Source organism: Streptomyces lichenis, assembly GCF_023218175.1.
Classification (GTDB): domain Bacteria; phylum Actinomycetota; class Actinomycetes; order Streptomycetales; family Streptomycetaceae; genus Streptomyces; species Streptomyces lichenis.
The window spans coordinates 24,556-38,055 of the sequence record NZ_JALPTH010000032.1; the positions used below are offsets into that span (position 1 = coordinate 24,556).

Annotated in this window: 10 protein-coding genes and 1 pseudogene; 9 read left to right on the top strand and 2 right to left on the bottom strand. The window is 72.2% G+C overall.

Annotation, left to right across the window (positions count from 1 at the left end):
• The first annotated feature begins 42 nt into the window (after positions 1-42).
• Together thrS and M1O15_RS26480 are read left to right on the top strand one after the other, a co-directional pair.
• Positions 43-2,019: a threonine--tRNA ligase gene (gene thrS, locus M1O15_RS26475; protein ID WP_248636701.1), complete on the top strand. Its 1,977-nt coding sequence runs from the start codon at positions 43-45 to the stop codon at positions 2,017-2,019.
• Positions 2,020-2,100: 81 nt separating this feature from the next.
• Entirely contained in the window at positions 2,101-2,667 is a 567-nt protein-coding gene (locus M1O15_RS26480) for an HIT family protein (RefSeq protein WP_248636702.1), read from the top strand.
• Between the two features lie 66 nt (positions 2,668-2,733).
• Here M1O15_RS26480 and M1O15_RS26485 read toward each other — a convergent pair whose 3' ends face one another.
• Positions 2,734-4,389 carry an AbeC-like domain-containing protein gene (locus M1O15_RS26485; RefSeq protein WP_248636703.1) on the bottom strand — a complete coding sequence of 552 codons (1,656 nt, stop codon included), beginning with the start codon at positions 4,387-4,389 and terminating at the stop codon, positions 2,734-2,736.
• A gap of 202 nt (positions 4,390-4,591) precedes the next feature.
• Positions 4,592-6,793 carry an elongation factor G-like protein EF-G2 gene (locus M1O15_RS26490; RefSeq protein ID WP_248636704.1) on the bottom strand — a complete coding sequence of 734 codons (2,202 nt, stop codon included), beginning with the start codon at positions 6,791-6,793 and terminating at the stop codon, positions 4,592-4,594.
• Positions 6,794-7,080: 287 nt separating this feature from the next.
• Between M1O15_RS26490 and pgsA the strand changes: the two are divergent.
• The 7 genes and pseudogenes from pgsA to M1O15_RS26525 all read left to right on the top strand — a co-directional run.
• Positions 7,081-7,755 (top strand): annotated as a pseudogene (gene pgsA, locus M1O15_RS26495) (phosphatidylinositol phosphate synthase); the annotation flags it as partial.
• A gap of 116 nt (positions 7,756-7,871) precedes the next feature.
• Positions 7,872-8,780, top strand: coding sequence for a phosphatidylinositol mannoside acyltransferase (locus tag M1O15_RS26500; RefSeq protein WP_248636705.1), 909 nt, complete (start codon positions 7,872-7,874; stop codon positions 8,778-8,780).
• Entirely contained in the window at positions 8,777-9,949 is a 1,173-nt protein-coding gene (locus M1O15_RS26505; protein WP_248636706.1) for a glycosyltransferase family 4 protein, read from the top strand. Before M1O15_RS26500 ends, M1O15_RS26505 begins: the two co-directional genes overlap by 4 nt.
• A 499-nt stretch (positions 9,950-10,448) precedes the next feature.
• Positions 10,449-10,988 (top strand): hypothetical protein, encoded by a 540-nt coding sequence (locus M1O15_RS26510; protein ID WP_248636707.1) that lies wholly within the window; start codon positions 10,449-10,451, stop codon positions 10,986-10,988.
• Positions 10,989-11,174: 186 nt separating this feature from the next.
• Entirely contained in the window at positions 11,175-12,083 is a 909-nt protein-coding gene (gene pdxS / locus M1O15_RS26515) for a pyridoxal 5'-phosphate synthase lyase subunit PdxS (RefSeq protein ID WP_308282402.1), read from the top strand.
• A complete protein-coding gene (pdxT, locus tag M1O15_RS26520) occupies positions 12,080-12,673 on the top strand; it encodes a pyridoxal 5'-phosphate synthase glutaminase subunit PdxT (protein ID WP_308282403.1) in 594 nt (197 codons plus the stop codon). Before pdxS ends, pdxT begins: the two co-directional genes overlap by 4 nt.
• Positions 12,674-12,732: 59 nt before the next feature.
• Positions 12,733-13,485: a YebC/PmpR family DNA-binding transcriptional regulator gene (locus tag M1O15_RS26525; RefSeq protein WP_248636709.1), complete on the top strand. Its 753-nt coding sequence runs from the start codon at positions 12,733-12,735 to the stop codon at positions 13,483-13,485.
• Positions 13,486-13,500: the final 15 nt, after the last annotated feature.

Here is a 13,500-nt window from a genome sequence, read left to right on the forward strand (position 1 = left end):
GCCTGCCCTGCGCAGTCGGAAGCCTTCAGTCAGGAGAGACCGGTGTCAGACGTCCGTGTGATCATCCAACGCGATTCCGAGCGGGAAGAGCGCGTGGTGACGACGGGCACTACCGCCGCCGACCTCTTCCCCGGCGAGCGCACCGTGGTCGCCGCCCGGGTCGCGGGCGAGCTGAAGGACCTCTCCTACCAGGTCGCCGACGGCGAGACCGTCGAGCCGGTGGAGATCTCCTCCGAGGACGGCCTCAACATCCTGCGCCACTCCACCGCGCATGTCATGGCCCAGGCCGTGCAGGAGCTCTTCCCGGAGGCCAAGCTCGGCATCGGCCCGCCGGTGCGGGACGGCTTCTACTACGACTTCGACGTGGACCGGCCCTTCACCCCCGAGGACCTCAAGGCCGTCGAGAAGAAGATGCAGGAGATCCAGAAGCGCGGCCAGCACTTCTCCCGCCGGGTCGTCACCGACGAGGCCGCCCGCGAGGAGCTGGCCGACGAGCCCTACAAGCTGGAGCTGATCGGGCTCAAGGGCTCCGCCTCCAGCGAGGACGGCGCCGACGTCGAGGTGGGCGGCGGCGAGCTGACCATCTACGACAACCTGGACGCCAAGACCGGTGAGCTGTGCTGGAAGGACCTCTGCCGGGGCCCGCACCTGCCGACCACCCGCACCATCCCGGCGTTCAAGCTGATGCGCAACGCCTCGGCGTACTGGCGCGGCAGCGAGAAGAACAAGCAGCTCCAGCGGATCTACGGGACCGCCTGGCCGTCCAAGGACGAGCTGAAGGCGCACCTGGACTTCCTCGCCGAGGCCGAGAAGCGCGACCACCGCAAGCTCGGTGCCGAGCTGGACCTCTTCTCCATCCCCGAGCAGATCGGTTCCGGTCTCGCCGTCTTCCACCCCAAGGGCGGCATCATCCGCCGGGTCATGGAGGACTACTCGCGCCGCCGGCACGAGGAGGAGGGGTACGAGTTCGTCTACACCCCGCACGCCACCAAGGGGAAGCTCTTCGAGACCTCCGGGCACCTCGACTGGTACGCCGACGGCATGTACCCGCCCATGCAGCTCGACGAGGGCGTGGACTACTACCTCAAGCCCATGAACTGCCCGATGCACAACCTGGTCTTCGACGCCCGCGGCCGCTCCTACCGCGAACTGCCGCTGCGGCTCTTCGAGTTCGGGACGGTGTACCGGTACGAGAAGTCCGGTGTGGTGCACGGGCTGACCCGGGCCCGCGGCTTCACCCAGGACGACGCGCACATCTACTGCACCAAGGAGCAGATGGCGGAGGAGCTGGACCGCACCCTCACCTTCGTGCTCAACCTGCTGCGCGACTACGGCCTCAACGACTTCTACCTGGAGCTCTCCACCAAGGACCCCGAGAAGTTCGTGGGCTCGGACGAGGTGTGGGAGGAGGCCACCGAGACCCTGCGGGCGGTCGCCGAGAAGCAGGGGCTTGAGCTCGTCGCCGACCCGGGCGGCGCGGCCTTCTACGGCCCGAAGATCTCGGTGCAGGCGAAGGACGCCATCGGCCGTACCTGGCAGATGTCCACCGTGCAGCTGGACTTCAACCTGCCCGAGCGCTTCGGCCTGGAGTACACCGCGGCGGACGGTTCCAAGCAGCAGCCCGTGATGATCCACCGCGCCCTGTTCGGCTCCATCGAGCGGTTCTTCGCGGTGCTGCTGGAGCACTACGCGGGCGCCATGCCGCCCTGGCTGGCCCCGGTCCAGGCGGTCGGCATCCCGGTCGGCGACGCGCATGTGGAGTATCTGCGGGAGTTCGCCGCCGAGGCCAAGCGCAAGGGCCTGCGGGTGGAGGTGGACGCCTCCTCGGACCGGATGCAGAAGAAGATCCGCAACCAGCAGAAGCAGAAGGTCCCGTTCATGATCATCGTCGGTGACGACGACATGAGCGGCGGCACGGTCTCCTTCCGCTACCGCGACGGCTCGCAGGAGAACGGCATCCCGCGTGACCAGGCGCTGGAGAAGCTGGTCGACGTGGTGGAGCGCCGCGTCCAGGTCTGATCACCAGGCGCTGTACGAGACGGAGGGGCGGTCCCATTCACGGGGCCGCCCCTCCGCCGCACCCACCGGCGACCGGCGCATATGCTGGCTCGCATGACGACTGAGCCGGAGCAGCAGATCGGAGTCGGGTCGCCCGACGCGTTCCAGCGGTTGTGGACGCCGCACCGCATGGCGTACATCCAGGGCGAGAACAAGCCGAGCGGCCCCGGGGCCGACGACGGCTGCCCCTTCTGCTCCCTCCCCGCGAAGTCCGACGAGGACGGCCTGATCGTCGCGCGCGGTGAGTCGGTGTACGCGGTGCTCAACCTCTACCCGTACAACGGCGGCCATCTGATGGTCGTCCCGTTCCGCCATGTCGCCGACTACACCGAGCTGGACGAGGCGGAGACGGCCGAACTGGCGGTGTTCACCAAGCGGGCGATGACCGCGCTGCGGGCCGCGTCCGGGGCGCACGGCTTCAACATCGGGATGAACCAGGGCGGGGCCGCGGGCGCCGGGATCGCCGCCCACCTCCACCAGCACGTGGTGCCGCGGTGGGGCGGGGACACCAACTTCATGCCGGTGATCGGCCACACCAAGGTGCTGCCGCAGCTCCTCGGCGACACCCGGGCCATGCTCGCCGCGGTCTGGCCGGGCGGCGCGGCGTAATCCGGGGACGACAGCGGGGAGCCGATGCCCCGAGCGGGACACCGGCTCCCCGTACGCACGCTCCGCTCAGGCGTCGTAGGTGTCGGCCTTCTTCGGCGCCGCGTCCTGCACCGCGCCGCTGAGCACCATGGAGCGGTTGGTGAACCGCTCGGTGTTCACCTCGTGCTCCTCCAGGAACTTGATGGTCGCCGCGTGCACCGCCCGCATCACCGGGGTGGCCGCGCGGATGGCGTCGTCGGCCATGAAGCGGTGGCGCCAGGGCTGCTCCGCCCAGGCGTGCCGCAGCCCGAACGGCTCCGGCAGCACCAGCCGGCCGCCCAGGAAGTCCAGCACCGCCGGGAACCAGGTCAGCGGGGCGCGCACCGCGAGCCGTACCACCTCGTCGGTCTCCACCAGCGGCAGTGAGATCTCCTTGGTCTCCCAGAAGCGGACCGTCTTGGAGACGGTCCTGGTCTTCGGCGCCGGGGGAGTGGTGAACAGCGAGTGCACCGGGCCCAGGGCGTGCCCGGTCACCTCGATCCGCAGGGTGTGCAGCAGCGCCGTGACGGTCACCATCATGGTCAGCACCAGCTGCCCGTCCCAGAGCACGAACTGCACGCCCAGGTAGTGGCGGCTGCCCTTACCGAACTGGCTCTCGTTGCAGATGCGCTGTATCTCGTGCGGCTTGACCTGGTACGCGACGATGGTGTCGCCCTCCGGCCGGACGACGCCCGCCGCGCCCTCGCCGACCGGGGAGACGATCCAGTGGTTCACCGACGGGGTCGGGAAGCCGGTCTTCAGGGTGCCGCGCTCCAGCAGCTTCAGCTGGTCGTGGATCGGCCGGATCACGTCCCAGCTGCGGAAGGCGTGGATCTCCTTGCCCTCGTGCGGCACCAGCTCCTCGGCCAGGTGCCAGCTGCCCCACCGGGTGCCCATGCCCAGTATCCCCTTGGGGCCCGCGTAGAAGACCATGTTGGAGCGCTGCTCGGCGGTCAGCTTCTCCAGCGACTGCCGCAGCTCCTCGGCGGCCGTCTCGTTGGGGTCCTGCGGCACCGCCTCGGGGATCTTCGCCGCCACCCCGCCGCCGGCCAGCAGCCCCGCCCAGCGGTCCTTGAGGTCCCGCGCGGTGGCCTCGCAGACCCGCTTGGCCAGGAACCAGCCCACCACCGGGGCGAGGAACATCAGCCGCAGATAGAGCCCGCCCAGCCCGGTGAACGGCACCTTCCACAGGAACAGCACGATCAGGATGCCGACGCCGGCCAGCAGCGCGGTGCCCATCGCGCCGGCCGTCCCGGTCCGCCCCGCCAGCCCCCGCCGCAGATAGAACACCAGCAGCCAGACCAGGGTGCCGGGCAGGAACAGCACCCCGAAGACCAGGGTGATCACGGTGAGCAGGGTGTCGCGGCGCTTGCGGATGTTGGTCGCCGCCAGGCAGTGCTCCACGATCGGCTGCGGCTCGGTGCCGAAGGACTGGATCAGCGGGGCCCGCGCCCCGCCCAGCATCCGCACCTGCACGGCCCGGGAGAACGCCTCGCCCAGGTTCGGCCGGAACATCCTGGACATCCGGCCGGGCTTCACCTCCGACTTGTGCCACTCGTTGTCGGCCTTGAGGATCTCCTCGACCGGAACGTCCCGGTAGGCGGCCGACGCCAGCGCGTTCATCGCCACCGTCTGCGCGCCGACTCCCTGGAGCGGAACCTGCGCCCCGGGACCGTACCCGTCCATCGCCACTGCCGCCCCCATCGCCGCGTAGTGCTTCCGGCGCGCGTACCGCCCACGGCGTCCGCACGACCCGGCCACCGCAGGCGTCCGCCCGCCCCTGCGGCCTCTTCCCGACCGCGGTGCGGCGCACACCTGCCGAGCAGGGCACCCCAGCCTAACGGTCACTCAGCCGCCCCGGGGCGGGACGGCGCAAACCCGCCGCCCCGCGCCCCGGTTCACGCCCTCAGGCGGCGGCGCCCTCCCGCAGCTTCTCGGCCACCTGCGACGGCATCGGCTCGTGCCGGGCGTAGCGGCGGTCGAAGCGGCCGGTGCCGTGCGACAGGGAGCGCAACTCCACCGCGTACCGCCCGATCTCGATCTCCGGCACGTCCGCCCGCACCACGGTCCGGCCCCCGCCGGCCTGCTCGGTGCCGACCACCCGGCCGCGCCGCCCGGACAGGTCGCTCATCACCGCGCCCACATACTCGTCGGGGACCATCACCCGCACCTCGGCGACCGGTTCCAGCAGGTTGATCCGGGTGTCCGCGGCCGCCTCCCGCAGCGCCAGCGCGCCCGCGGTCTGGAACGCGGCGTCCGAGGAGTCCACCGAGTGCGCCTTGCCGTCGAGCAGGGTCACCCGGACGTCCACCAGCGGGAAACCGGACAGCACCCCGCGGGCCGCCTGCGCCCGGACGCCCTTCTCCACCGAGGGGATGAACTGGCGCGGCACCGCCCCGCCGACCACCTTGTCCACGAACTCGATCCCGGACCCCGGCGGCAGCGGCTCCACCTCGATCTCGCAGATCGCGAACTGGCCGTGCCCACCGGACTGCTTGACGTGCCGGCCGCGCCCGCCGGCCCGGTTGCCGAAGGTCTCCCGCAGCGGCACCTTGTGCGGCACCACGTCCACCTGCACCCCGTACCGGTGGCGCAGCCGCTCCAGCGCCACGTCCCGGTGCGCCTCGCCCAGGCACCACAGCACCACCTGGTGGGTGTCCTGGTTCTGCTCCAGCCGCATCGTGGGGTCCTCGGCGACCAGCCGGGAGAGCCCCTGGGACAGCTTGTCCTCGTCCGCCTTGCTGTGCGCCTCGATGGCCAGCGGCAGCAGCGGGTCCGGCATCCGCCACGGCTCCATCAGCAGCGGGTCGTCCTTGGCGGACAGGGTGTCCCCGGTCTCGGCCCGGGTCAGCTTCGCCACACAGGCGATGTCGCCCGCGATACAGGCGCCCAACTGCCGCTGCTGCTTGCCGAACGGCGCGGTCAGCGCGCCCACCCGCTCGTCCACGTCATGGTCCTCATGGCCCCGGTCGGCCAGCCCGTGCCCCGACACATGCACCGTCTCGTCCGGCCGCAGCGTGCCGGAGAACACCCGCACCAGCGACATCCGCCCCACATACGGGTCCGAGGAGGTCTTCACCACCTCCGCGGCCAGCGGCCCGTCCGGGTCGCAGACCAGCGCCGGCCGCGGGGAGCCCTCCGGGGTGGTCACCGCGGGCAGCTCCCGCTCCAGCGGGGTGGGGAAACCGCGGGTGATCAGCTCCAGCAGCTCCACCGTCCCCAGCCCCTGCTTTCCGCCGGGCGCCGCCGGGGCGGCCGCCAGCACCGGGTGGAAGGAGCCCCGGGCCACCGCCTTCTCCAGGTCCGCGATCAGCGTGCCCACGTCGATCGCCTCACCGCCGACATAGCGGTCCATCAGCGACTCGTCCTCGCTCTCGGCGATGATCCCCTCGATCAGCCGGTCCCGGGCCGAGGCCACCAGCGGCCGCTGCGCCTCCTGCGGCGGGTGCTCGGTCCGCTCCCCGGAGGCGTAGTCGAAGATCCGCTCGGTGAGCAGCCCCACCAGCCCGGTCGCCGGGGCGTGCCCGTCCGGCTGCGGGGCGCCCAGCACCGGTACATACAGCGGCAGGATCGCGTCCGGGTCGTCCCCGCCGAAGATCCGCGCCAGCACCGCCGTCAGCCCGTCGAAGTCGACCCGGGCGGTGTCCAGGTGGGTGACCACGATCGCCCGGGGCATGCCGACGGCCGCGCACTCCTCCCAGACCGCGCGGCAGGACCCGGCGACCGCGTCGGCCTCCTGCGCGGCCGAGACGACGAAGAGGGCCGCGTCCGCGGCGCGCAGACCGGCCCTCAGCTCCCCGACGAAGTCGGCGTACCCCGGGGTGTCCAGCAGATTGATCTTGCAGCCGCCCCACTCCAGCGGGACCAGGGAGAGCTGTACGGAGCGCTGCTGGCGGTGCTCGATCTCGTCGTAGTCCGAGACCGTCCCGCCGTCCTCGACGCGGCCGGCCCGGTTGACCGCGCCCGCGGTCAGCGCCAGGGCCTCCACCAGCGTCGTCTTGCCCGATCCGCTGTGGCCGACCAGCACCACGTTCCGTACCGATGAGGGCTGGCCGGCCGTTATCGCCCTGCCGGCGGCCCCGGGGTGTGTGTTCGCCTTGTCGCCCATGGCTATCCTCCTGATCGCGGGTGCACCGGCAGTGGGTGCACGGGGAGGTGGGGGCGCGGGCGCGGGGGAGCGGCCGAGCTCGGGCGGCTCCGGCGGTGCCCGCGGTCGTCTTTCGAGCTTTCCACTCAGGCCAGGTTGCGTCCATACGTCCGTCACCGCGACGCGGGGCGCCGCCGGGGCCCCGGCCGACGGGGGCGTCCGCGGCGAGAGGCACCGGAGCCTGTGACTACGATGGGTCGGCGCCGCCGGCCGTAGGGGCCGGGCGGCCACCAACCGTCGGGAAGGCCATGCTGAACAAGTACGCGCGTGCGTTCTTCACGCGTGTCCTCACACCGTTCGCCGCGTTTCTGCTCCGCCGCGGGGTGAGTCCCGACGCCGTGACCCTCGTCGGCACGGCCGGGGTGATGGCCGGGGCGCTGGTCTTCTTCCCGCGCGGCGAGTTCTTCTGGGGCACCATCGTCATCACCCTGTTCGTCTTCTCCGACCTGGTGGACGGCAACATGGCCCGCCAGGCCGGGATCTCCAGCCGCTGGGGCGCGTTCCTGGACTCCACCCTGGACCGGGTCGCCGACGGCGCCATCTTCGGCGGCTTCGCCCTCTGGTACGCGGGCCGGGGCGACGACAACGTGCTCTGCGCGGTCGCCATCTTCTGCCTCGCCAGCGGCCAGGTCGTCTCCTACACCAAGGCCCGAGGCGAGTCCATCGGCCTGCCGGTGGCCGTCAACGGCCTGGTCGAACGCGCCGAGCGGCTGGTCATCTCCCTCGTCGCGGCCGGCCTCGCCGGACTGCACGGCTTCGGCGTCCCCGGCATCCAGATCCTGCTGCCGATCGCCCTGTGGGTGGTCGCCGCGGGCAGCGCGGTGACCCTGGGGCAGCGGGTGGTGACGGTACGGCGCGAGTCCGCCGAGGCCGAGGCGGCCGAGGCCGCTGTGGCGGCGGCGGGGGATGTGGCGGCCGGGTCGGCCGCGGTCCAGGCGGGCGGCGGCCCCGGCCCCCGCCCCGGCACCGTCCCCGGCACCGGACCGGCGGCCGGCCAGGACGAACCGGGGGCCGCCCCCGGCACAAGGGGGAGTGGGGCATGAGCACCGCCAGCGAGCGGCTCACCGACAGCCTGTACGGGCTCGGCTGGGGCGCGGTGAAGAAGCTGCCCGAGCCGGTGGCCGCGGGCCTCGGCCGCCGTATCGCCGACACCGCGTGGAAGCGCCGGGGCAAGGGCGTGCTCCGACTGGAGGCCAATCTCGCCCGGGTCGTCCCGGACGCCTCCCCGGCCCGCCTCGCCGCCCTCTCCCGGGCCGGGATGCGCTCCTACATGCGCTACTGGATGGAGTCCTTCCGGCTGCCCTCCTGGAGCGCGGACCGGGTCCGGGCCTCCTTGGAGGTCAAGGACCTCCACCACCTCACCGACGGACTCGACGCCGGCCGCGGCGTCATCCTCGCCCTGCCCCACCTGGCCAACTGGGACCTCGCCGGGGTCTGGGTCACCCGGGTCCTCGGCGTCCCCTTCACCACCGTCGCCGAACGCCTCAAGCCCGAGAGCCTCTACGACCGGTTCGTCGCCTACCGCGAGTCGCTCGGCATGGAGGTCCTGCCGCACGCCGGCGGCTCCGCCTTCGGCACCCTCGCCCGCCGCCTGCGCGCCGGCGGCCTGATCTGCCTGGTCGCCGACCGCGACCTGTCCTCCTCCGGTGTGGAGGTCGACTTCTTCGGCGAGAGGGCCCGGATGCCGGCCGGCCCGGCGATGCTCGCCCAGCAGACCGGGGCGGTGCTGCTCCCCGTCACCCTCTGGTACGACGGCACCTCCATGCGGGGCCGGGTCCACCCGCCCGTCGAGACCCCCGCCGAGGGCACCCGCGCCGAGAAGAGCGCGCTGATGACCCAGTCCCTCGCCGACGCCTTCGCCGAGGGCATCGCGGAGCACCCCGAGGACTGGCACATGCTCCAGCGCCTCTGGCTCGCCGACCTCGACCCCGCCCGGGTGGCGCTGTGAGGATCGGCATCGTCTGCCCCTACTCCTGGGACGTCCCCGGCGGGGTGCAGTTCCACATCCGCGACCTCGCCGACCACCTGATCCGCCTGGGCCACTCGGTCTCCGTCCTCGCTCCCGCCGACGACGACACCCCCCTCCCCCCGTACGTCGTCTCGGCCGGCCGCGCCGTGCCCGTCCCGTACAACGGCTCGGTCGCCCGCCTCAACTTCGGCTTCCTCTCCGCCGCGAGGGTGCGCCGCTGGCTGCACGAGGGCACCTTCGACGTCATCCACATCCACGAGCCTGCCTCGCCCTCCCTGGGCCTGCTCTCCTGCTGGGCGGCCCGCGGCCCGATCGTGGCCACCTTCCACACCTCCAACCCGCGCTCGCGCGCCATGATCGCCGCGTACCCGATCCTCCAGCCCGCGCTGGAGAAGATCAGCGCCCGGATCGCGGTCAGCGAGTACGCCCGGCGCACCCTGGTCGAGCACCTGGGCGGCGACGCCGTCGTCATCCCCAACGGCGTCGACGTCGACTTCTTCGCCAGGGCCGAGCCGCGTCCCGAGTGGCAGGGCGGCACCCTGGGCTTCATCGGCCGCATCGACGAACCCCGCAAGGGGCTGCCCGTCCTGATGAAGGCCCTCCCCCACATCCTCGCCGCCCGCCCCGACACCCGCCTGCTGGTCGCGGGCCGCGGCGACGAGGAGGAGGCCGTCGCCTCCCTCCCCGCCGAGATGCGCTCCCGGGTCGAGTTCCTGGGCATGGTCAGCGACGAGGACAAGGCGCGGCTGCTGCGCAGCGTGGACGTGTACGTGGCCCCCAACACCGGCGGCGAGAGCTTCGGCATCATCCTGGTCGAGGCCATGTCGGCGGGCGCCCCGGTCCTCGCCAGCGACCTGGACGCCTTCGCCCAGGTCCTGGACCAGGGCGCGGCGGGCGAGCTCTTCGCCAACGAGGACGCCGAGGCGCTGGCCAAGGCCGCGGTCAGCCTCCTCGGCGACCCCCTCCGCCGCGCCGAACTCCGCGACCGGGGCAGCGCGCATGTGCGGCGCTTCGACTGGTCCACGGTCGGCGCGGACATCCTCGCGGTCTACGAGACGGTCACGGCGGGGGCTGCGGCGGTGGACGCGGACGAGCGACGTGGGCGGCTGGCGCCGCCAGTGGCCCGGTCCGGCCGGTGGCCTCGCTGACGCGTCTGCGTCTGTTCCGGTTCCGGTCCGGTGGCGGTTTGCGGGTCCGGTGGGTGTGCACTCTGCCCGGTGGGTGGGGGGCGGGGCACTCCGGGCTCACGTGCTCGCCGCTCGCGCTCACCGTTCGACGGTCAATCTCACCGCCTCATTACGCTCGGCGGCTGCGCGCGCGACCCTGCGTACCCCACCCAACGTCCGGAGGGCGAGTGCACCCCCGGTGGCACGACCCCGGCCTAGAGGCCGGGACACAGCCAGGCCCAGCGGTACGGGCCCCAGGCCGGAAGGGGGCCGCAGCCGGTTGTACGGGCCCGGGGCCGGAGACGGATGCGCACTACCGGCCGAGCAGGAGGGAGTTGGACGTTGCGCTCGCGGAGGTGGGGGCGTGGACAGATGGTGGGGTGGTTGGATCGGTTCGCCGAACTGGGCGCGCGGCGGGTGCTGTTCGCGCATGACCGGTTGGTGTGGGAGGGCCCGTAGGCGCGCCCGATAGCCTTCGGGGGTGATCGAGACCCTTGTTTACGTGGCTGTGGGCCTGTTCGCGATCGGGCTGTATCTGAGCTGGACCGCCGGGCGGCTGGACCGGTTGCACGCGCGGATCGACGCGGCGCGCGCGGCGCTGGACGCGCAGTTGGTGCGGCGCGCGTCGGTGGCGCAGGAGCTGGCGACGAGCGGGGTGCTCGACCCGGCGGCCTCGATCGTGCTGTACGAGGCGGCGCACGCGGCCCGGCAGGCGGAGGAGGAGCAGCGTGAGGTGGCCGAAAGTGAGCTGAGCCAGGCGCTGCGCGCGGTGTTCGGGGAGACCGAGCAGGTGGAGGAGGTCCGGGAGGCGCCGGGCGGTGAGGAGGCCGCCGGGGAGCTCGCGGCGGCGGTGCGGCGGGTGCCGATGGCCCGCCGGTTCCACAACGACGCGGTGCGCGCGGCGAGGGCGCTGCGCCGGCACCGTACGGTGCGCTGGTTCCGGCTGGCGGGGCACGCCCCGTTCCCACTGGCGTTCGAGATGGACGACGAGCCGCCGGTGGCCCTGGCCGATCGGGGGTAGGAGGGGGCGCGCGGGCGCCCACGAGCCCGTCCGGGACCCGCGCCCCGTGGGGCGGCACGCGGGCCGCGCCCCGGGGGCGGCCCGGAAAATGAGCCACCGGGTGGACATTGGCCCTTGCCCGGCCCCCCGTGGCCCCGGTTTCCTCGGGGGAGTCGTACACCCCGTTCTCCCGAGTGAGGTCCATCCGTGTCCAGCACCACCACCCCGCAGTCCCCCGAGACCGGCACCGCGCGCGTCAAGCGCGGGATGGCCGAGCAGCTCAAGGGCGGCGTGATCATGGACGTCGTCACGCCGGAGCAGGCCAAGATCGCCGAGGACGCGGGCGCCGTGGCCGTCATGGCGCTGGAGCGGGTGCCGGCCGACATCCGCAAGGACGGCGGGGTGGCCCGGATGTCCGACCCGGACATGATCGAGGGCATCATCGAGGCCGTTTCGATCCCGGTGATGGCCAAGTCGCGTATCGGCCACTTCGTCGAGGCGCAGGTGCTCCAGTCGCTGGGCGTGGACTACATCGACGAGTCCGAGGTGCTGACCCCGGCCGACGAGGTGAACCACTCGGACAAGTTCGCGTTCACCACCCCGTTCGTGTGCGGCGCCACCAACCTGGGCGAGGCGCTGCGCCGGATCGCCGAGGGCGCGGCGATGATCCGCTCCAAGGGCGAGGCCGGCACCGGCAACGTGGTGGAGGCGGTGCGCCACCTGCGCCAGATCAAGAACGAGATCGCCAGGCTGCGCGGCTTCGACAACAACGAGCTGTACGCCGCGGCGAAGGACCTGCGCGCCCCGTACGAGCTGGTCAAGGAGACCGCCGAGCTGGGCAAGCTGCCGGTGGTGCTGTTCTCCGCCGGTGGCGTGGCCACCCCGGCCGACGCCGCGCTGATGCGCCAGCTGGGCGCCGAGGGCGTCTTCGTGGGCTCGGGCATCTTCAAGTCGGGCGACCCGGCCAAGCGCGCCGCCGCCATCGTCAAGGCGACCACCTTCTACGACGACCCGAAGATCATCGCGGACGCCTCCCGGAACTTGGGCGAGGCCATGGTCGGCATCAACTGCGACACCCTGCCCGAGGCCGAGCGCTACGCCAACCGGGGCTGGTGATGACCTCTCCGGTGATCGGCGTCCTGGCGCTCCAGGGCGACGTCCGCGAGCACCTGACCGCCCTGGCCGTGGCGGACGCCGTGGCCAGGCCGGTCAGGCGGCCGGAGGAGCTGGCCGAGGTGGACGGCCTGGTGCTGCCGGGCGGCGAGTCCACGACGATCTCCAAGCTGGCGAACCTGTTCGGCATGGCCGATCCGCTGCGTGAGCGGATCGCGGCCGGGATGCCGGTCTACGGGACCTGCGCCGGGATGATCATGCTGGCGGAGAAGATCCTCGACCCGCGGTCCGGGCAGGAGACCTTCGGCGGCATCGACATGATCGTGCGGCGGAACGCCTTCGGGCGGCAGAACGAGTCCTTCGAGGCGGCTGTCGAGGTCGCCGGGGTCGAGGGCGCGGCGGTGGAGGGGGTGTTCATCCGCGCGCCGTGGGTGGAGTCCGTGGGCGCCCGGGTCGAGGTGCTCGCCGAGCACGGCGGCCATATCGTCGCGGTGCGCCAGGGCAACGCGCTGGCCACCTCCTTCCATCCCGAGCTGACCGGGGACCACCGGGTGCACGCCCTGTTCACCGAGATGGTGCGCACGGCGGGGTGACGCGACCCCGGTAGGATCCAGGTTCGTTCAGTGCAGGGTTACGCGAAGGAGACAGGCAGATGTCCGGCCACTCTAAATGGGCTACGACGAAGCACAAGAAGGCCGTGATCGACGCCAAGCGCGGCAAGCTCTTCGCGAAGCTCATCAAGAACATCGAGGTCGCGGCCCGGACCGGCGGAGCCGACCCCGAGGGCAACCCGACGCTCTTCGACGCCATCCAGAAGGCCAAGAAGCAGTCGGTGCCCAACAAGAACATCGACTCGGCGGTCAAGCGCGGCGGCGGTCTCGAAGGCGGCGGCGTCGACTACGAGACGATCATGTACGAGGGCTACGGCCCCAACGGTGTCGCGGTGCTCATCGAGTGCCTCACCGACAACCGCAACCGCGCCGCCTCCGACGTACGGGTGGCCATGACCCGCAACGGCGGTTCGATGGCCGACCCGGGCTCGGTGTCGTACCTGTTCCACCGCAAGGGCGTCGTCATCGTCCCCAAGGGCGAGCTGGGCGAGGACGACGTGCTGGCCGCGGTGCTGGACGCCGGTGCCGAGGAGGTCAACGACCTCGGTGAGAGCTTCGAGGTGCTGAGCGAGGCCACCGACCTGGTCGCGGTCCGCACCGCCCTGGTGGCCGCCGGGATCGACTACGACTCGGCCGACGCCAACTTCGTCCCGACCATGCAGGTCGAGCTGGACGAGGAGGGCGCGCGCAAGATCTTCAAGCTGATCGACGCCCTGGAGGACAGCGACGACGTGCAGAACGTCTTCGCCAACTTCGACGTCTCGGACGAGGTCATGGAGAAGGTCGACGCCTGATCCCCTGTCGCGCCA